Origin of the sequence: Telluria sp. B2, assembly GCF_051789535.1 — a bacterium.
In the GTDB taxonomy this organism is placed as follows: Bacteria; Pseudomonadota; Gammaproteobacteria; order Burkholderiales; family Burkholderiaceae_D; genus Telluria.
In genome coordinates, this window is the sequence record NZ_CP196525.1 from 913908 (window position 1) to 933823 (window position 19916).

At 64.0% G+C, this 19916-nt stretch carries 17 protein-coding genes; 8 read left to right on the top strand and 9 right to left on the bottom strand.

What is annotated here, in order from left to right; genetic code table 11:
• From ACSUZJ_RS04175 to ACSUZJ_RS04190, 4 genes are all read left to right on the top strand, one after another.
• Positions 1-1449, top strand: coding sequence for a sigma-54-dependent transcriptional regulator (locus tag ACSUZJ_RS04175; protein WP_499413569.1), 1449 nt, complete (start codon positions 1-3; stop codon positions 1447-1449).
• Between the two features lies 1 nt (position 1450).
• A complete protein-coding gene (locus ACSUZJ_RS04180) occupies positions 1451-1621 on the top strand; it encodes a hypothetical protein (protein ID WP_499413570.1) in 171 nt (56 codons plus the stop codon).
• A 591-nt stretch (positions 1622-2212) separates the two neighbouring features.
• A complete protein-coding gene (locus ACSUZJ_RS04185) occupies positions 2213-5152 on the top strand; it encodes a ribonucleoside-diphosphate reductase subunit alpha (protein ID WP_499413571.1) in 2940 nt (979 codons plus the stop codon).
• A gap of 895 nt (positions 5153-6047) precedes the next feature.
• A complete protein-coding gene (locus tag ACSUZJ_RS04190; RefSeq protein WP_499413572.1) occupies positions 6048-7160 on the top strand; it encodes a ribonucleotide-diphosphate reductase subunit beta in 1113 nt (370 codons plus the stop codon).
• 777 nt (positions 7161-7937) lie between these two features.
• Here the strand turns inward: ACSUZJ_RS04190 and ACSUZJ_RS04195 are convergent.
• A complete protein-coding gene (locus ACSUZJ_RS04195) occupies positions 7938-8480 on the bottom strand; it encodes a hypothetical protein (RefSeq protein ID WP_499413573.1) in 543 nt (180 codons plus the stop codon).
• A 106-nt stretch (positions 8481-8586) separates the two neighbouring features.
• On the opposite strand from ACSUZJ_RS04195, the gene ACSUZJ_RS04200 reads away from it, so the two are divergent.
• Positions 8587-9534, top strand: coding sequence for a transcriptional regulator (locus tag ACSUZJ_RS04200; RefSeq protein WP_499413574.1), 948 nt, complete (start codon positions 8587-8589; stop codon positions 9532-9534).
• A gap of 152 nt (positions 9535-9686) precedes the next feature.
• A complete protein-coding gene (locus ACSUZJ_RS04205) occupies positions 9687-10220 on the top strand; it encodes a YggT family protein (RefSeq protein ID WP_499413575.1) in 534 nt (177 codons plus the stop codon).
• A 168-nt stretch (positions 10221-10388) separates the two neighbouring features.
• Here ACSUZJ_RS04205 and ACSUZJ_RS04210 read toward each other — a convergent pair whose 3' ends face one another.
• The 8 genes from ACSUZJ_RS04210 to ACSUZJ_RS04245 all read right to left on the bottom strand — a co-directional run bounded on the left by ACSUZJ_RS04210 (position 10389) and on the right by ACSUZJ_RS04245 (position 17820).
• On the bottom strand, positions 10389-11330 hold the full coding sequence (locus ACSUZJ_RS04210; protein ID WP_499413576.1) for a carbohydrate kinase family protein: 942 nt from the start codon (positions 11328-11330) through the stop codon (positions 10389-10391).
• A 6-nt stretch (positions 11331-11336) separates the two neighbouring features.
• Positions 11337-13037, bottom strand: a complete 1701-nt coding sequence (locus ACSUZJ_RS04215; protein WP_499413578.1) for a zinc-ribbon and DUF3426 domain-containing protein — start codon at positions 13035-13037, stop codon at positions 11337-11339.
• 12 nt (positions 13038-13049) lie between these two features.
• A complete protein-coding gene (prmA, locus tag ACSUZJ_RS04220; protein WP_499413580.1) occupies positions 13050-14006 on the bottom strand; it encodes a 50S ribosomal protein L11 methyltransferase in 957 nt (318 codons plus the stop codon).
• Positions 14003-15391 carry an acetyl-CoA carboxylase biotin carboxylase subunit gene (gene accC, locus ACSUZJ_RS04225; RefSeq protein ID WP_499413582.1) on the bottom strand — a complete coding sequence of 463 codons (1389 nt, stop codon included), beginning with the start codon at positions 15389-15391 and terminating at the stop codon, positions 14003-14005. Before accC ends, prmA begins: the two co-directional genes overlap by 4 nt.
• Positions 15392-15483: 92 nt before the next feature.
• Positions 15484-15957 carry an acetyl-CoA carboxylase biotin carboxyl carrier protein gene (gene accB / locus ACSUZJ_RS04230; protein WP_499413584.1) on the bottom strand — a complete coding sequence of 158 codons (474 nt, stop codon included), beginning with the start codon at positions 15955-15957 and terminating at the stop codon, positions 15484-15486.
• Positions 15958-16054: 97 nt separating this feature from the next.
• Positions 16055-16486, bottom strand: a complete 432-nt coding sequence (gene aroQ, locus ACSUZJ_RS04235) for a type II 3-dehydroquinate dehydratase (RefSeq protein WP_499413586.1) — start codon at positions 16484-16486, stop codon at positions 16055-16057.
• Positions 16487-16615: 129 nt separating this feature from the next.
• Positions 16616-17191: a TlpA family protein disulfide reductase gene (locus ACSUZJ_RS04240; protein ID WP_499413588.1), complete on the bottom strand. Its 576-nt coding sequence runs from the start codon at positions 17189-17191 to the stop codon at positions 16616-16618.
• A complete protein-coding gene (locus tag ACSUZJ_RS04245; RefSeq protein ID WP_499413590.1) occupies positions 17188-17820 on the bottom strand; it encodes a hypothetical protein in 633 nt (210 codons plus the stop codon). Before ACSUZJ_RS04245 ends, ACSUZJ_RS04240 begins: the two co-directional genes overlap by 4 nt.
• Before the next feature lie 76 nt (positions 17821-17896).
• Here ACSUZJ_RS04245 and mpl point away from each other — a divergent pair, with 76 nt between their 5' ends.
• Both mpl and ACSUZJ_RS04255 read left to right on the top strand, forming a co-directional pair.
• The gene (mpl, locus tag ACSUZJ_RS04250) at positions 17897-19267 is read left to right on the top strand and encodes a UDP-N-acetylmuramate:L-alanyl-gamma-D-glutamyl-meso-diaminopimelate ligase (protein ID WP_499413592.1); all 1371 of its coding nucleotides are present in this window, start codon (positions 17897-17899) and stop codon (positions 19265-19267) included.
• Positions 19264-19863, top strand: a complete 600-nt coding sequence (locus ACSUZJ_RS04255) for a YqiA/YcfP family alpha/beta fold hydrolase (RefSeq protein ID WP_499413594.1) — start codon at positions 19264-19266, stop codon at positions 19861-19863. The genes mpl and ACSUZJ_RS04255 overlap by 4 nt, the downstream gene beginning before the upstream one ends.
• Positions 19864-19916: the final 53 nt, after the last annotated feature.

The window sequence follows — 19916 nt, forward strand, 5'->3', positions numbered from 1 at the left end:
ATGAGTTCACCCCGCATCCTGGTCGTCGACGACGAAGCCGACCTGCGCGACCTGCTCGAGATCACGCTGGTCAAGATGGGGCTGGACGTCGACTGTGCGGCCACGCTGCGCGAGGCGCGCCGGCTTGTCGACGACAACAGCTATGCGCTGGTGCTGACCGACATGCGCCTGCCCGACGGGCTCGGGCTGGAGCTGGTGCGCGAGGTGTCGGCCAGCTCGAAGACGCCGATCGCCGTCATCACGGCCTTCGGCAGCGCCGAGAACGCGGTGGTGGCGCTGAAGGCCGGCGCTTTTGATTACGTGTCAAAACCGGTGGTGCTCGACGAGCTGCGCGTGATGGTGCGCTCGGCGCTGAAATTGTCCGAGACTCCGGCCAGCGCGGCGGCGGGGGAGGGCGGGACCGGTTCCCGCCTGATCGGCAACTCCCAGGCGATGCAGGCGCTGCGCGCCCAGATCGCGCGCCTGGCGCGCTCGATGGCGCCGATCGCGATTACCGGCGAGTCCGGCGCCGGCAAGGAGCTGGCCGCGCGCGAGATCCATGCGCAAAGTTCGCGCGCATCGAAGCCTTTCGTCGCCGTGAACTGCGGCGCGATCCCCGAGAACCTGATGGAAGCCGAGTTCTTCGGCTACCGCAAGGGCGCCTTCACCGGCGCGGCCGAGGAGCGCGACGGCTTCTTCCAGGCGGCCAACGGCGGCACCCTGATGCTCGACGAGGTGGCCGACCTGCCGCTGGCGATGCAGGTGAAACTCCTGCGCGCGATCCAGGAGCGGCGCGTGCGCAAGATCGGCGCCACCCTGGAAGAGCCGGTGGACGTGCGCATCATCAGCGCCACCCACAAGGATCTCGCCAAATGCGTGGAGAACGGCAGCTTCCGCCAGGACTTGTTCTACCGCCTGAACGTGATCGAGCTGGCGCTGCCGCCCCTGCGCGAGCGCCTCGACGACCTGCCGGTGCTGGCGAACGCGATTCTCGCGCGCCTGGCGGGACCGGGCGGCGCATCGCTCGGGCCCGGCGTACTCGACGCCCTGCGCGGCTATTCCTTCCCCGGCAATGTGCGCGAACTCGAGAACGTGCTGGAACGCGCGCTGGCCTTTGCCAACGATGGCGTGATCCAGGTCGAGGACCTGTCGCTGAAGGCGGCGCGGCCGGCGGAGGGCGCGCGTGCCTGGGAGGCGCCCGCGCCGGCCTTGCCGCCCACGCCGGCCGAAGCACCCGCGTCGCCGGCCGCGGCGCCGCTGCCGGAACCGGGCGTGCCGGTCGCGCTCGGCCCGGACAGCCTGCCGAGCAACCTGCCGGCCTACCTGGAGCAGGTCGAGCGCGACATCATCCAGCGCGCGCTGCAGCAGACCCAATTCAACCGCACCCGGACCGCCAGCCTGCTCGGTATCAGCGTGCGCCAGCTGCGCTACCAGATGCAGAAGCTGGATATCCAGGCACCGGAGAACTGACATGCCGAAACTCTTGCGCTATGCCGCCCTGGCGATCGCCCTCATCGCCGCGCTGATGTGGATGAGGCACGAAGCCGCAGTCGACAGTTGCCTGGACGCCGGCGGGCGTTGGGACAATGGTCTGGGCGAATGCGTGCAGGTTCCGTCCTCGTCCGGAGGCGCGGCCATGTAGCATGGAACGGCTTGCGGCTGCCGCGCGGCGACGCGTCGCCCGCCAATCGTGACACGTTCAGCAGTTGATAGTTATCAAAAAGTGTTGTCTTTTCGCCAGTGCAAAACGATGCACTGCGCACCGTTGTTGAGCACCAAACAAGACCGCTGAACAAGTCTTGAGCAGCATGTTAGTGCTCACTCACCCGCGATGGCGCATCTTTTGGCTGAGCCCCGATTGTCAAGAGGTGCGCGGCCAAAAAACGCCAGAAATTGAGAATTTATTCACTTGCACGGCTGCGCGCGCAGGTACTACAATTAGTCCCATCTCAATGTACAGTACTAGATATAGTGGTAGCGGAGTCAACAGTAACACCCGGTAGCCCAGCCTTGTGGGCTGTCAGCCGGTAGCCGCTGACCCAGCAGTATCGCACTTGCTTCGCATTTGCTTCACATGCAATAAATATCCGTAAGCAATAATATTGCCCGGCTTGGCTTTGCCCGGCTGGCAGGGACTTTTTTTCGCTTTTTTAAATAATGGTTGGCTGTTCGCACGCGCGGACGGCCGATTGGAACAACCGGCGGCAGCACGACTGCCCTTCCTGGAGGCTCAATGCAGACATCCCAAGACATTTCAATCCACCCGCAAGCGGCACCAGGAGCGGCAGCCGGCAGCGCTAACGCAGCCGAGATCGCCGCACGCGGCGACTACCGCATCATCCGCCGCAACGGCGCCGTCGTGCCCTTCGAGCCGAACAAGATCTCGGTCGCGATGACCAAGGCCTTCCTGGCGGTCGCCGGCGGCCAGGGCGCCGCGTCGGCCCGCATCCGCGAGCTGGTGGAAGAGCTGACCAATAACGTGGTCGCCGCCCTGATGCGCCGCCAGCCGAATGGCGGCACCTTCCACATCGAGGATGTGCAGGACCAGGTTGAACTGTCGCTGATGCGCTCGGGCGAGCACGATGTCGCGCGCGCCTACGTGCTGTACCGCGCCAAGCAGATGGAAGAGCGCCGTGCCGCCAAGGAAGCCGCCGGCGCCAGCGCCATCCAGGCGCCGCAGATCCACGTGGTCGATGGCGGCGAGCGCCGTCCGCTCGACGTCAACGACGTGCACGCCCTGGTGAACGCCGCCTGCGCCGGCCTGGAAAAGCACGTCGACGCCGACGCCATCGTCGCCGAAACCCTGCGCAACCTGTACGACGGCGTGCCGGTCGAGGAACTGCACAAGTCCGCCATCCTGGCCGCCCGCGCCCTGATGGAAACCGATCCGGCCTACAGCCAGGTCACCGCGCGCATCCTGCTGCACACGATCCGCAAGGAAGTCTTCGGCAAGGAAGTCCCGCAAGCCCAGGCTGCCGCCGAATACGTCACCTACTTCCCGCAATACATCGCCAAGGGCATCGCCAACGAGCTGCTCGACGAAGAGCTGGGCAAGTTCGACCTCGAGCGCCTGGCGAAAGCCATCGTCGCCGACCGCGACCTGCAGTTCGGCTACATCGGCCTGCAGACCCTGTACGACCGCTACTTCCTGCACGTGCGCGAAACCCGCATCGAGATGCCGCAGGCCTTCTACATGCGCGTTGCCATGGGCCTGGCCCTGCGCGAAGCGGAGCGCGAAGAGCGCGCCATCGAGTTCTACAACCTGCTGTCGTCGTTCGACTTCATGAGCTCGACCCCGACCCTGTTCAACTCGGGCACGCGCCGCTCGCAGCTCTCGTCGTGCTACCTGACCACCGTCGGCGACGACCTGGAAGGCATCTACGACGCCATCAAGGAAAACGCGCTGCTGTCGAAGTTCGCCGGCGGCCTGGGCAACGACTGGACCCCGGTCCGTGCGCTGGGTTCGCGCATCAAGGGCACCAACGGCAAGTCGCAAGGCGTGGTTCCCTTCCTGAAAGTGGTCAACGACACCGCCGTGGCGGTGAACCAGGGCGGCAAGCGCAAGGGCGCGGTCTGCGCCTACCTGGAAACCTGGCACATGGACATCGAGGAATTCCTCGACCTGCGCAAGAACACCGGCGACGACCGCCGCCGCACCCACGACATGAACACCGCGAACTGGATTCCGGACCTGTTCATGAAGCGCGTGATGGAAAAGGGCCACTGGAGCCTGTTCTCGCCGAGCGAGACGCCTGACCTGCACGACAAGGTCGGCCGTGCTTTCGAAGAGGCGTACGTCGCCTACGAAGCCAAGGCTGCACGCGGCGAAATGACCGTGTACAAGAAAGTCGAAGCGCTCGACCTGTGGCGCAAGATGCTGTCGATGCTGTTCGAAACCGGCCACCCATGGATCACCTTCAAGGATCCGTGCAACATCCGTTCGCCGCAGCAGCACATCGGCGTCGTGCACTCGTCGAACCTGTGCACCGAGATCACCCTGAACACCAGCGCCGACGAGATCGCCGTCTGCAACCTGGGCTCGGTGAACCTGCCGCAGCACATGAAGGGCGATGGCCTGGACCACGTCAAGCTGCAGAAGACCATCCGCACCGCGATGCGCATGCTCGACAACGTGATCGACATCAACTACTACGCCGTCGAGAAGGCGCGTAACTCGAACCTGCGCCACCGCCCGGTCGGCATGGGCATCATGGGCCACCAGGACTGCCTGCACATGATGCGCGTGCCGTTCGCGTCGGAGAAAGCAGTCGAGTTCGCCGACAAGTCGATGGAAGCCGTCTGCTACTACGCCTACCTGGCCTCGACCGAGCTGGCCGAAGAGCGCGGCCGCTACGAGACCTACGCCGGTTCGCTGTGGGACCGCGGCATCCTGCCGCAGGACTCGATCAAGCTGCTGGCAGAAGAGCGCGGCGGCTACCTCGAGCAGGACACCAGCGAATCGATGGACTGGACCGTGGTGCGCGAGCGCATCAAGCAGTTCGGCATGCGTAACTCGAACTGCGTGGCGATCGCTCCGACCGCGACCATCTCGAACATCATCGGCGTGTCGGCCTGCATCGAGCCGACCTTCCAGAACCTGTACGTGAAGTCGAACCTGTCGGGCGAATTCACCGAGATCAACTCCTACCTGGTGCGCGACCTGAAGGCACGCGACCTGTGGGACGAAGTGATGATCGCCGACCTGAAGTACTTCGACGGCTCGCTCTCGAAGATCGACCGTGTGCCGCAGGACCTGCGCGACATCTACGCCACCGCGTTCGAAGTCGAGCCGAAGTGGCTGGTGGAAGCGGCATCGCGCCGCCAGAAGTGGATCGACCAGGCCCAGTCGCTGAACATCTACATGGCCGGCGCTTCGGGCAAGAAGCTGGACGAGACCTACAAGCTGGCATGGCTGCGCGGCCTGAAGACCACCTACTACCTGCGCACCATCGCGGCGACGCACATGGAGAAGTCGACCACCCGCACCGGCGCGCTGAACGCGGTGCCGGTCTCGGGCGGCCTGTCGGCGGGTCATGCTGCGCCTGCAACGTCTGCGGCTCCTGTGGCGGCGGCTCCGGCTGCTGCAGCCGCAAGTGCGGAAGTGGTGGAAGGCACGGCCTGCTACCTGCGTCCGGGCGACGCTGGCTTCGACGAATGCGAAGCTTGCCAGTAAGTGAATAGAACCCTGTTCGGCGATGTGCCGGATAGGGTCTTTGTATGTTATTCGAAGGAGCCGCCTGATGGCTGAGTACAGGCGAGCCCGCTAGCTAGGTAGCGCGCGGGAACTCAATTTTGTGTTCCCCAAAAGGAAAAGCGCCCAACGAGTTGCAGCTCGATGGGCGCTTATAAAAGAGGCCAAATACAGCCATGGGTCTCTCTTGAACTACTTGCGATGGTGATCGCTAGGTGAAGGATAATAAACGTCGGAGCCTAGTAAAGCAAGGATCAAGTTGGTAGTGGCTGGACACTAAGTAAAGGAGCAACAGATGAAAATCTGCCCACACCCAAAGCCAGTGCATGTGAACCCATACACCCGTTTCCGCCTTGGTAAGTTGGAAACTGTATGCGAACACTGCCGATCAACCCCTAACAGCTAAGACCGTCGGAGGAGGGTGAGGTTTGCCCTTCTCCTAATGATCGAAGATCCAGTCAATATAAGGACATCAATGACGTTTAACTCCAAAAAATCTTCTGCGGCCCTCGCTTCTCAGGCCGCAGCTACACTGCGGGACAGCAGTGCCTCGGCCATCGCTAGGCAACTCGCAGGTTCAGTCTTGTCGCAAGCGCAGAGCGCCAATCAGACAGGCAAAGCGATGGAAACCAAAGCATCTCAAGTCCTGCAGAGCGCGAAATACAACGAGCAGACGAAGGCGTTTGCAGCTTCACTCGTGTCTCAGTCCAACAAGCCCCGATAGATCGGGTAGCGGCAGGTCAATGCACGATCTTGCCGCTTTTTGCATGGGGAGATTACGAGCTAGGGTCCAGCAGGGCTCGCGTAATACAATGAACGATTTGGTTGCATCACTCGATTAGGGGGTGCGGTTATAAACATTTAGAGGAAGAACATCATGGCTCTGTCATGGGACGATGAACCAACCAGCGCGCCTGCTCCACGCGCACCAATCGTCGGCGCCCCGGAAGGCGCCACCGCCGCCGACGTCGCCAAGCGCGTCAACGCCGACGACAAGCGCATCATCAACGGCCAGACCGACGTCAACCAGTTGGTGCCGTTCAAGTACAAGTGGGCATGGGACAAGTACCTGGCCGGCTGCGCCAACCACTGGATGCCGCAGGAAGTGAACATGCAGCGCGACATCGAGCTGTGGAAGAGCCCGAACGGCCTGACCGAAGACGAGCGCCGCATCGTCAAGCGCAACCTGGGCTTTTTTGTTACCGCCGACTCGCTGGCCGCGAACAACATCGTGCTGGGTACCTACCGCCACATCACCGCGCCGGAATGCCGCCAGTACCTGCTGCGCCAGGCCTTCGAAGAGGCGATCCACACCCACGCCTACCAGTACATCGTCGAGTCGCTCGGCCTGGACGAGCGCGAAATCTTCAACGCCTACAACGAGATCCCGTCGATCCACGACAAGGACCAGTTCCTGATCCCGTTCATCAACGTCCTGACCGATCCTGAATTCAAGACCGGCACCCTGGAAAACGACCAGAAGCTGCTGAAGTCGATCATCGTCTTCGCCTGCCTGATGGAAGGCCTGTTCTTCTACGTCGGCTTCACCCAGATCCTGGCGCTGGGCCGCCAGAACAAGATGACCGGCGCCGCCGAGCAGTACCAGTACATCCTGCGCGACGAATCGATGCACGTGAACTTCGGCATCGACCTGATCAACACGATCAAGATGGAAAACCCGCAGCTGTGGACCCCGGCCTTCCGCGAAGAGCTGAAGACCCTGTTCCTGCAGGCCGTCGACCTGGAGTACCGCTACGCCGAAGACACCATGCCGCGCGGCGTGCTGGGCCTGAACGCCCCGATGTTCAAGGGCTACCTGCGCTTCATCGCCAACCGCCGCGCCGTGCAGATCGGCCTCGATCCGCTGTTCCCGAACGAAGAGAACCCCTTCCCGTGGATGAGCGAGATGATCGACCTGAAGAAGGAGCGTAACTTCTTCGAGACCCGCGTGACCGAGTACCAGACCGGTGGTGCGCTGAGCTGGGACTGATCCTTTCTCAGGTACGATGACAAAAAGCCCGATGAGCGATCATCGGGCTTTTTTCTTTTTGGCCGTCGTCCGGCCGGGCGCTGCCACTTGCGGCAGGACTTCCGGGCCATGTCGGCACTCCGGCGGCAGGCGGACCTCGGCGCAAACACGCCTTTCCGCGCGCCGGAGTCGGTTCGTGACATATGCGACTTCATATGGTCAAAGACGATATCGAGCGATGCGCTGGTGAAGATCCGCATGCAGCTACCTTCCGCGCTGGACCAGGATCGTCGATGCGCGCGATCTTATATAAAGGACGAGCCGCCAGGTCCGGCTGGACGCTGGTTCGTGCAGCGGCTGAAGAATCGTGAAATGCAGGAGGCCTGATGGAATAAGGCGCGCTTTGAAACGACGATAGTGCGAAGCGCGCGGATATGCGTTGGAATGTTGACTGCTTCGGTGTTTATCGCTACGAATTTAATGTGCGCGGGTTGCGCACTGACAAGGTTTTCGTGTACTTTACGTGATTGAATTTGTCAAAGTGTGAACATGGATTTTTTTGCATGCTCACCGGCAAACAAAACCGATCGAAAATGGGACGCTAATTCATTTTAGTATGCACTTGAGCGCAGCGAAAAGAACAAGCCGCACTGCCTGATCGAGTTCAGGCAAGGCGGCTTTTTCTTTTCGCGCCCGCAAGGGTAGCGATGTGAAAAAAGCTGGAAGAGTGGGTGTCCCGCGACGTTGGCTGAAGCGCTGCAATTGTGAGGAGTTGCAGCAGTTCAGCTGGTGCCGTATTCATTGGCAGTAACCGACCGGTTTGTGCCGATGAATAATTCGCCCGACGCAACGTAACGGTCGGACGGGTTTAAACCTTGTAGCGTATTTCTCATCGCAGAGAAGGAGAATAAAAATGGCAACAGCCGCTAAGAAACCAGCAGCAAAATCGGCAGCGAAGACTGCCGCCAAACCGGCGGCAAAAGCTGCCGCAGCAGAGAAACCAGTCGCCGCCAAACCGGCAGCGAAAGCGTCGGCGAAGGCCGCCGCCAAACCGGCTGCAAAGCCGGCTGCAAAGAAAGCCGCGGCACCTGCAGCCAAACCGGCAGCAAAGAAAGCTGCAGCACCTGCAGCCAAACCGGCAGCAAAGAAAGCTGCAGCACCTGCAGCCAAACCAGCAGCAAAGAAAGCTGCAGCACCTGCAGCCAAACCAGCAGCCAAGAAAGCCGCAGCCAAGCCGGTAGCAAAAGCAGCGGCAACCAAGGCAGCCGCGAAACCGGCAGCCAAGAAAGTCGCAGCTCCGGCAAAGACCGCAGCGAAGGCTCCGGCCAAGTCGGCAGCCAAGACCGCAACCAAGGCTCCGGCCAAGGCAGCCGCAACCAAGTCCGCCGCTAAGGCTCCGGCCAAGGCAGCGACCAAGACCGCAGCTAAGGCTCCGGCCAAGGCAGCAGTGACCAAGACCGCAGCGAAGGCTCCGGCAAAGGCAGCCGCAACCAAGACCGCAGCGAAGGCTCCGGCGAAAGCCGCCGCAACCAAGACCGCAGCCAAGACTCCGGCCAAAACCGCAGCGACCAAGACCGCAACCAAGGCTCCGGCCAAAGCCGCAGCGACCAAGACCGCAGCCAAGACTCCGGCCAAAGCCGCAGCGACCAAGACCGCAGCCAAGGCTCCAGCGAAAGCCGCAGCGACCAAGACCGCAGCCAAGGCTCCAGCGAAAGCAGCAGCGACCAAGACCGCAGCGAAGGCTCCGGCGAAAGCCGCTGCAACCAAGACCGCAGCCAAGACTCCGGCCAAAGCCGCAGCGACCAAGACCGCAGCCAAGGCTCCGGCGAAGACCGCCGCAACCAAGACCGCAGCCAAGGCTCCGGCGAAGGCAGCCGCAACCAAGACCGCAGCAAAGGCTCCGGCCAAAGCCGCCGCAACCAAGACCGCAGCGCAAGCTCCGGCCAAGTCGGCAGCGACCAAGACCGCAGCCAAGGCTCCGGCGAAGACCGCCGCAACCAAGACCGCAGCCAAGGCTCCGGCGAAGGCAGCCGCAACCAAGACCGCAATGAAGGCCGAAGCCAAGCCGGAAGCTGCAACCGAAGCCAAGCCGGCAGCGCCGGCAGTCAAGGCCGAGGCAAAGCCTGAAGTGAAGGCCGAAGCGAAACCAGAAGCCAAGGCTGAAGCGAAGCCGGAAGCGAAGGCCGAAGCCAAGCCTGAAGCGAAGGCGGAAGCCAAGTCGGCCGCCAAGGCGGCAGCCAAGAAGCCTGCAGCTAAGAAGCCGGCTGCAAAGGAAGCCGAGGCAAAGCCGCAAGAAGCGAGCGGCGAAGCCAAGCCGGCTGCTCCGGCGCCGGCAGCGAAGACCGTGCTGGCGCCGGCCGCCGCATGGCCGTTCCCGACCAGCAGCCGTCCGTAACGGCAGGTCGCGCCCGCTTAGGGCAAAATGCCGCTGTGTGATATGTTCGCACAGCGGTTTTTTTTTCGAATCTATTTCAGTAGGCTGGGAGCTGATCGCTTGCCGCCAGCAGACCTTCCTACCGAAATAGGTTTTTATCTCAAGGAGTCCTCGTGCTGCCCATTCTTCAGTTGATCGTCGATACCGCTGCCAGCGTGCTGGGTGCGGTGCTGCTTCTGCGTTTCTGGATGCAGGCCATCCGGGTGCGTCCGCCTGCGTCCGTGGCACAGTTCACGTTCACACTGAGCGACTGGCTGGTCAAGCCGCTGCGCCGCGTGGTGCCGGGCGCCGGCGGCTACGACTGGGCGAGCCTGATCGGCGCCTTCCTGGTCGTGTTGCTGGCAACCTGCATCTACCTGCTGGTCGGCGCCAGCGGCCAGGAGGTCTTCCTGCTGGCGCTGGCGCGCTTCGTGAAGTGGATCATCTACGGCTTCGTCGCGCTCCTGATCATCGAGGCGATCTTCAGCTGGGTCAATCCGCATGCGCCGCTGGCGCCCTTCGTGCACGCGCTGAACGACCCGCTGCTGCGGCCGATCCGCCGCGTGGTGCCGCCGGTCGGCGGGCTGGACCTGTCGGTGCTGGTGGCGGTGCTGCTGCTGCAGATTGCGCTGTACGTGCTGCGGACGCTGATTCCGGGGCCGTATTGAGGCGATTGGTTCGGATGTGAAAATGGGCAGCTCAGGCTGCCCATTTTTTTGCTGTACGTTCGTTGGCTTGCGCCTGGCGGTGCGAGCGATGCCTCGCTGTACGTGGCGTCGGTGTGGACACGTAATGCGTGGGCACGGAGTGCCCACCCTACGGTCCGTGTACCGGTCTTACTTGAAACGGTAGCCGAAAGCGGCTTCGAACTTTTGCTCGATCTCGGCGGGGGTGAAGCTGTGGTTCTGGCCGCCCTGGTGGCCGATCTTGATCGAGCCCAGCAGGCTGGCGATGCGGCCGGTGGTCTTCCAGTCGTAGCCTTGCGCGATGCCGTACAGCAGGCCGGCGCGGTAGGCGTCGCCGCAGCCGGTCGGGTCGACCACGGCCGCCGCCGGCACTGCCGGGATGTCGTAGCGCTCGCCGCCGGCGTAGATCTCGGAACCCTTTTCGCCGCGCGTGACGATCAGCGCTTCGAGGCGCGAAGCGATCTCTTCGAGCTTGAGGCCGGTACGGTCCATGACCATCTCGAACTCGTAGTCGTTCGCGGCCAGGTAGGTGGCCTGGTCGATGAAGGTGAGCAGCTCTTCGCCGCTGAACATCGGCAGCTGCTGGCCCGGGTCGAACATGAAGGGGATGCCCTGCGCGGCGCAGTCGCGCGCGTGCTTGAGCATGCCGTCGCGGCCGTCCGGGGCGATGATGGCCACGCGCAGCGGACCGCAGTCGGCCACGTTGTTCTCGTGCGAGAACTGCATCGCGCCCGGGTGGAAGGCGTTGATCTGGTTGTTGTCCTGGTCGGCCGTCACGAAGCACTGGGCGGTGTAGGCGTCGCCGATGGTCTTGATGGCGCGGGTCTTGATGCCGAAGTTGCGCAGGCGCTCGAGGTAGTCGCCGCCGTCCTGGCCAATGGTCGCCATGATCAGCGGATCGCCGCCCAGCAGCTTCAGGTTGTAGGCGATGTTGGCCGAGCAGCCGCCGTATTCGGTGCGCAGGGTCGGCACCAGGAAAGAGACGTTCACGCGGTGCAGCTGGTCAGCCAGCAGGGTGTCGGCGAAGCGGCCGTGGTACTGCATGATCTTGTCGAATGCCAGCGATCCGCAGATCAGGGTAGGGTGAGTCATGTTCGGTCAGGGATAAAAGACGGCGATGTGGTAGCCGGATGGTTGAAGGTCGTCCACGCGGAAGTGGAGCTTGATCGCTTGTTCGGTGCGAGGAGCCAGGCCATTGGTCGCTGGCATGCCGGCTGTGAGATAGTCGCGCGGCGCGAACACGCGGCGCACCAGCGGCTTGTCGTTGGCGTCCGTCAGGGACAGTTCCAGGCTCGGCCAGGCCTGCGCCACCGCGCCCTGGTTGCGTAGCTGGGTGGTGAAGGCATAGGCGCCGCCGCCGAGCGTGGTCAGTTCGCCGGTCTCGATGACGAGGTTGTCGATCTGCGCCGGCAGCTCGACGCGGCAGCCCAGCACCGCGCAGCTGGAAACCAGCACCGGCTTGGCGGCCGGGAAGCGCGCGGCCAGGGCATTGCGGAAAGTGAAGGCGCCTTGCGCGACCAGGACCAGCAGAAGGACGAGCGAGCCGGCCAGCATTGCGATCTTGCGCGTGCGCCCGCTCTGCTCCTGCTGGCGGCCACGCCGGACGAATTCCGGCTCGTCGCTCTCGGGCACGCGGATCTTCGGGGGCGCGTCGATTTTCGTCGGCGTCAGGCGCGAGCGGCGAGCGGCGGCCTTTTCGGCGCGGCGCGCGGCCGGCGTGCGGGCGACCGGCGGCGCGCTCGGCACGCCTGGCGCATGGGTATTGATGACGCTGGCGGCGGCTTCGCGCATCGGCAGCGGCGGCGCATCGCTGGCGCGCGGCACCGCGGCGGCGGACACCGGTTCGGGTTCGTGGTCCGGCAAGGGCTGCGCGACCAGCTCTTCGTCCACGGGCAGGCCGAAGCTGGGCTCGATGCGTCCCGGCGCCGTGGCAGCAGGCGTACGGACGGGTTTCTGCGCGGCCGCGCGCAGGGGCGCGGCAGGAGCAGCTGGCGCCGGCTCGGCATGCACCGCTTCGGCGGCTGCCGGCTCGGCGGATACCGGTTCGGTTGCCGTTGCCGCGTGTGCCGCAACGCTGCTCTCCGTTGCGGTCTCGTCTTGTGCCGTCGCCGGCATTGCTTCGGCCTCGGCCGCTACCGGTGCGGCAGGCGGCTCCCCGGCCACAGGTTCGGGTTCGGATGCGGCAGGCGCCGGCGCTTCCGGCGCCGCTTCGGCCACCGGCGCGGCAACGGCCGCGATCTCCACGGCATCCGGTGCAGGCTGCAGCGGCTCGTTCTCTTCAGCGACCGGCGGCTCGGCAGCCGCCGCCGGCGCTTCGTGCGCAGAGGCCGCCGGGACAGCCTCGTCCTTCGCATCGACTTTCGGCAGGATGCCGAAGGGATCGAAGGTATGGTCGAAGTCGAGCGTGTAGACCGGCTGTTCGTCGAAATCTGTCGTGCCCGGTGCCGCGCCGTCGGGCGCCGCATCGGCGCTGTCCGCAGGACCGTCGACGATGGTGAAGGGCAGGGGATCGGGTTCCGGTTCGGCCACCGGAGGTTCAGCCACCGGAGCGGCGGGAACAGGGGACGGTTCGGAAGAAACTGCAGGTTCGGAGGGGAGGGCAGGGGCGGCCGGCGCACTGGAAGGCTGCGGCGCTACCGGCGCGCGCGCCGGCATTGCATCGAGGTCGACCAGGGTGGCGCTGCCGTCGAAGATCTCCTGGCAGGCGCCGCAACGCACGATGCCCCCACGTAGCTTGAGCTGGTCCGAGGCGACCCGGAACATCGTGCCGCAGTGAGGGCATTGTGTGGCGAGCGCCATGCCGGGCTCTCCTTAAGCGCTGGTTGCGGAGCGCGCGGCCGGTACCGTGTCCTGGCCGAGCGTGCCGTGAAGGGCGACCCAGCCGTCCTGCTCGGCCCAGACGCCCAGCTTGATGAAAGGTGCGTAGGCGGCGGCCACTTCCTCGGCCTGGCGCGCCAGCACGCCCGACAGGATCAGCGAACCGCCCGGCGCCACGCGGCCGGACAGCATCGGCGCCATCAGCTTCAATGGGCTCGAGAGGATGTTGGCCACCACGATGTCGAACTGGCCCTTGGCGTGGCGCTCGTTCGGCGCGACGGCGAAGGCGTCCGGCAGGTAGAAGTCGATCTCGCAATGATTGCGCTCGGCGTTCGACTTCGCCGACTCGATCGCCTGCGGGTCGATGTCCACGCCTGCCACGTCGGCGGCGCCGAGCTTCTTGGCGACCATCGCCAGGATGCCCGAGCCGCAGCCGTAGTCCAGCACCGATTTGCCGGGCGCCGGGTGTGCTTCCAGCCACTCCATGCACAGGCGGGTGGTCGGATGGCTGCCGGTGCCGAAGGCCAGGCCCGGATCGAGTTCGAGGATCAGGGCGTCGGGATTCGGCGCCTCGTGCCAGCTCGGCACGACCCAGATGTTCTTGCCGATGTGGATGGGCTCGAACTGCGACTGGGTCAGGCGCACCCAGTCGGCGTCCGCCACCGAACGGGTGGTGAATGCCGGGACCGTGGCCAGCTTGATGGCGGCCGCCGCTTCCGCGACGATGGCCGCCTGGTCCGCGTCGGTGTCGGTCAGGGCGACCACGCGGCTGTGGTCCCAGGCCGCTTCAAGCGGTTCCATGCCCGGCTCGCCGAACAGGGGGTTTTCCTGGTCCGTGCCTTCGTCGGCGTCTTCCACCGACACCGACAGCGCGCCCGCTTCCATCAGGGCGTCGGAGAGCGCCTCGGCGTGTTCGCGTGCGATTTCGATGACGACTTCAGTCCAGCTCATGCCTCAGCCTTGTTGTTGGTGCCCAGGGCGATCTTGGTGTCCGGGCGGTTGGCCAGCTTCTGCTCCAGGTAGTGGATGTTGGTGCCGCCTTCGATGAAGCGCGCGTCCACCATCAGCTCGCGGTGCAGCTGGATGTTGGTGAGGATACCCTCAACCACCATTTCCGAGAGCGCAATTTGCATGCGGCGGATGGCCTGCTCGCGCGTTGCACCGTAGGAAATTACCTTGCCGATCATCGAGTCGTAATGAGGTGGAACATAATATCCCGCATACGAGTGCGAATCGACACGGATGCCAGGGCCGCCCGGCGGGTGCCAGCCGGTGATCTTGCCTGGGGATGGCGTGAACTTGAACGGGTCTTCGGCGTTGATACGGCACTCGATCGCGTGGCCCGACAGCATGATGTCGCGCTGGCGGAAACGGAGTTTTTCGCCGCAGGCGATACGGATCTGTTCCTGCACGATGTCGATGCCGGTGATCATTTCAGTGACCGGGTGTTCGACCTGCACGCGGGTGTTCATCTCGATGAAGTAGAACTCGCCGTTCTCGTACAGGAATTCGAAGGTGCCGGCGCCGCGGTAGCCGATCTTGCGGCAGGCTTCGGCGCAGCGGTCGCCGATCTTCTCGATGAGTTTACGCGGGATGCCCGGCGCCGGCGCTTCTTCGATGACTTTCTGGTGGCGGCGCTGCATCGAGCAGTCGCGCTCGCCCAGCCAGACGGCGTTCTTGTGCTCGTCGGCCAGCACCTGGATCTCCACGTGGCGCGGATTTTCCAGGAACTTCTCCATATAGACTTCCGGATTGCCGAAAGCGGTGCCGGCTTCGGTCTTGGTCATCTGCACGGCGTTGAGCAGGGCAGCTTCGGTGTGGACCACGCGCATGCCACGGCCGCCACCGCCGCCGGCGGCCTTGATGATGACCGGATAGCCGACGCGGCGCGCGGTCTGGATGATTTCCTTCGGGTCGTCCGAGAGGGCGCCGTCCGAACCCGGCACGCAAGGCACGCCGGCGCGGATCATGGCCTGCTTGGCCGAGACCTTGTCGCCCATCAGGCGGATCGAATCGGAACGCGGGCCGATGAAGACGAAGCCCGACTTTTCCACGCGCTCGGCGAAGTCGGCGTTCTCGGACAGGAAGCCGTAGCCCGGGTGGATCGCTTCGGCGTCGGTCACTTCGGCGGCGCTGATGATGGCCGGCATGTTCAGGTAGCTCAGCGCGGACTGCGCCGGGCCGATGCAGACCGATTCGTCGGCCAGCTTCACGTACTTGGCGTCCTTGTCCGCCTCCGAGTGAACGACCACCGTCTTGATGCCCATTTCGCGGCAGGCGCGCTGGATACGCAGCGCGATTTCACCACGGTTGGCGATGAGGATTTTTTCAAACATGGTTAGCTTCGGTGTATGAGAGAAAGCCGGCGTCGGGCGCCGGCTGGGTTCGGATCATGGGCCGCGAAGAAATCACGGCCGGGGCAGGATGCTTAGCCGATCACGAACAGCGGCTGGCCGAATTCGACCGGCTGGCCATTTTCCACCAGGATCTTGGTCACTACGCCCGACACGTCGGCGTCGATCTCGTTCAGGAGCTTCATCGCTTCGATGATGCACAGGGTGTCGCCTTCCTTGATGTTGGCGCCGACTTCGACGAAGGCCGGAGCGCCTGGCGCCGACGAACGGTAGAAGGTGCCGACCATCGGCGACTTGACCACGTGGCCGGTCGGTTCGGCGGCAACGGCTGGAGCCGGAGCGGCCGCCGGGGCGGCAGGCGCTGCGGCTGGGGCGGCCGGCGCCGAGTATTGCTGCACGCCGCTCGGCGGCAGCATCACCATCTGGTTCTGGGGCATTGCGGACGACTTGACGATGCGAACCTTGCTCTCGCCTTCGGTCACTTCGAGTTCAGCGATGTCCGATTCGGCGACGAGGTCGATCAAAGTCTTGAGTTTACGAAGATCCATGTGAAACCCCTTGGAATTATTTGTGTTTTAAGAGTATGCGAAGCGCCAAACGGAGGGCGCATCCGCGCATGATGCGTGAAGTTGACGTAGATTAACGCTATTTAAGCGCAAAGTCGATGGCAAACCGATATCCGTCCACGCCCAATCCGCAGATCGTCCCGCGCGCGATCGCCGCCAGGTACGAGTGGTGCCGGAATTCTTCACGCTGGTAAATGTTTGAGATATGTACCTCAATAAACGGGATCGCCACCGCGGCCAGCGCATCGCGCAAGGCCACGCTCGTGTGGGTCAGCCCGCCAGGATTGATGACAATCGCGTCCACGCCTTCGTCACGGGCGGCGTGGATGCGGTCGATCAGCGCACCTTCGTGGTTGCTTTGAAAGCAGGAAAGCGATCCACCCGCTGCAGCAGCCTGAGCCGTTGCAGCGCTTTCGATGTCGGCCAGCGTTGCTGCGCCGTACACCGCAGGCTCGCGGGTTCCCAACAGATTCAGGTTGGGACCGTTGAGCAGCAGTAGCTTTTTCGCCATGTTTTTGTAGAGTCTATGCTCGAAAGTGACGCATTTTGCCGCCAACAATACGTATTGGCAAGCAATAAAATTCAGTGCGGATAAGCGCGACTTGGGCGGAGTTTGGAAAAGAACGACCGTTCGCGAGTCCTACAGCGCCGCCAGGTCCGTCTTCAGCTCGTCGAAGTTCAGCTTCCCCAGATAGGTCTTCCTGACCTGGCCATCGGCGCCGATGAGGACGGTGAAGGGCAGGCCGCCATTGGTATTGCCGAAGCCGCGCGACAGTTCGGTCCCGCCCATTCCGCCCACGTACAGCGGATACTTGATGTTGTGCCTGGTGGCGAACTCGCTCATCGCCGAGGGGGAATCGATGCCGATGCCGATCACGTTGAAACGCCGTTGTTCTCCCACCTTGGCTTCCTCGTTCGCCAGCGCCGACAGCTCGGGCATTTCCTGCACACAGGGACCGCACCAGGTCGCCCAGAAGTTCACCAGCAGCGCCTTGCCCTTCCATTTATCGAGGGATTCCGGCTTGCCGGCCAGGTCGTTGAGGGTCTGCGCATATAAATTAGTCGAGGCCGTGTGGGCCGGGCCACCGGTCGGGGCGATGGCGGTGCTTATCGGGCCCTGCGGGCCCTGCGCCTGGTTCCTGACCCCGAGATAAGCGCCGAGCGCGCCAAAGAGTACTGCCACGACCGCGAAGGCGGCCAGCTTCTTTTTATTCATTCGTCCTGTTCCAGAGATTCGTCCGTCGTCATCAAGGCGCGCAGGCCGGCGGCGTCGACGCGCTGCAGGCGGCCATCGGCGCGCGGCTTGAGGGCCCCACGCAAGTCATGAAAATCGTACAACTCAGCGTGCACGGCCTCCTTATGCCACAGGAAGCTCACCGTTTCAACCGGCTCGTGACGTGCACCCTTGAAATGCGGGGTTTCGGAAATCTCTATATTGACGTTGCGGTTCAGGAGGAAGATCTCGACTTCCTTGGCGCTGTCGGCGAACAATTGCAGGTGGATGTCGTCGTGCTCGCCGGCGGTGCCGTTCAGGACGGCGCCGGTAAGATAAGGACGGAAGTCGCCCAGCGCATCCATCACCTGCAGCGCGGTCTCGCGCAGCCGGCGCAGGCGTTCGCCATGGGCCGGCCCGCCGAACAGGGACTGGTACTTGCGCACCTCGTCCTCGATCTGCATGTTGTCGGGCATCAGGTTGGGGGCCGGCTGGTCCACGCCGAGCACCTGGCGGGCCGCTTTGCGGCGGGCGGTGGCGTAGTCGGCGCCATCCTGGGCGATCATGCGCGCGGCCGTTGCGGCAATCTCGGCGCGCAGCTGGAGTAGGTCATTATTCTGGCTTGGCATCATGAGGCAGATCATACTCTTGAAAGGAAAATGGCATCGCGTCGGGTAGAATCGCGTATTCGCTTTTTTCCCCACGACCATGCACATTCATATCCTCGGCATTTGCGGCACCTTTATGGGCGGCCTGGCGGTCCTGGCCAAGGAGGCCGGTCACCGCGTTACCGGTTGCGACGCCAACGTCTATCCTCCGATGAGCACCCAGCTCGAAGCCCAGGGCATCGAACTGATCCAGGGTTACGGTCCGGAGCAGGTGTCGCTGAACCCCGACCTGTATGTGGTCGGCAACGTCATGACCCGCGGCAATCCGCTGATCGAGGAGATCCTGAACCGCGGCCTGCCTTATGTGTCGGGCCCGCAGTGGATTGGGGAACATATTCTGCGTAATAAATGGGTGCTGGCCGTGGCCGGCACCCACGGCAAGACGACCACCTCGTCGATGCTGGCCTGGATCCTGGAAGACGCGGGCTATTCGCCGGGCTTCCTGATCGGCGGCGTGCCGATGAACTTTGGCATCTCGGCGCGCCTGCAAGGCGCGACCGATTCCGACTTCTTCGTGATCGAGGCCGACGAATACGACACCGCCTTCTTCGACAAGCGTTCCAAGTTCGTGCACTACCACGCCAAGACCGCCGTGCTGAACAACCTGGAATTCGACCACGCCGACATCTTCCCGGACATCGGCGCCATCGAGACCCAGTTCCACCACCTGGTGCGCACCGTGCCGGGCGTGGGCCGCCTGGTCGTGAACGGCGACGAAGCCTCGCTCGCGCGCGTGATCAAGCGCGGCTGCTGGAGCGAGAAGGAAAGCTTCGGCCTGTCCGAAGGCGTGAACTGGTCGCTGGTCGAGCATCCGGGCGGTTCCAGCTTCGACGTCGTGTTCAATGGCGAAGTTCAAGGTACTGTCCACTGGGAACTGACCGGCAAGCACAACCGCTCGAATGCGCTGGCCGCGATCGCCGCCGCCCGCCACGTCGGCGTGCCGGTGGCGCAGTCGGTGGAATCGCTGTCGCGCTTCCAGAGCGTCAAGCGCCGCATGGAAGTGCGCGGCGTCGTGAAGGAAGTGACCGTCTACGACGACTTCGCCCACCACCCGACCGCGATCGCCACCACGGTCGGCGGCCTGCGCCAGAAAATCGGGACGAAGGGCCGCATCCTGGCCGTGCTCGAGCCGCGCTCGAACACGATGAAGCTGGGCGCCATGAAGGATGCGCTGCCGGGCAGCCTGAAGGACGCGGACCTGGTGTTCGGCTTCGGCAGCCAGCAGGCGCTGGGCTGGTCGCTGGCCGACGCCCTGAAGCCGCTGGGCGCGATCGCCCACAGTTTCGACCAGATCGACTACATGGTGCAGGCCATCGTGCAGGCCGCCCAGCCGGGCGACCACATCCTCGTGATGAGCAATGGCGGCTTCGGCGGCGTGCACCAGAAACTGCTCGAGGCCCTGGCGAAATGATTCTCTACCTCCACGGCTTCCGTTCCTCGCCGCGCTCGTTCAAGGCGCGCGTGGTGCAGGAGAGGATGACGGCTGCCGGACGCGCGGGCGAGCTGATCTGTCCGCAGTTGCCGGCCTCGCCGAAGGCGGCGATGGAACTGGCCCTGCTGCTGGCCGAGCGCCATGCGCCGGACAAGCTGGCCATCGTCGGCTCCTCGCTGGGCGGCTTCTATGCCACCTGGCTGGCCGAGCGCCTGGACGTGCCGGCGGTGCTGCTGAACCCGGCCGTCGATCCCTTGAAAGACCTGGAGAAGCACGTCGGCGTGACCACGGCCTGGCACTCAAGCGAGCCGTTCGAGTTCCGCCGCGAATACATCGACGAACTGGCCGAACTGAAAGTGGCGCGCATCACCCGTCCCGAACGCTATTTCCTGTTGGCTGCGACCGGCGACGAAGTGCTGGACTACCGCGACATGGTGGCGCACTATGCGGGCGCACGCCAGCATGTGATTCCCGGCAGCGACCACGCGATCTCGGAATTCCCGCAGTACGTGGACGAGGTGCTGGCCTTCTGCCAGCCGGAGGTCGACTGGGCGGCAGCAGGCAAGGCGCAGTGAGGAGTGCTTCGCTGCGCCGGGCGCGATGGCATCGCCACGCCGGGGCCGTGGGC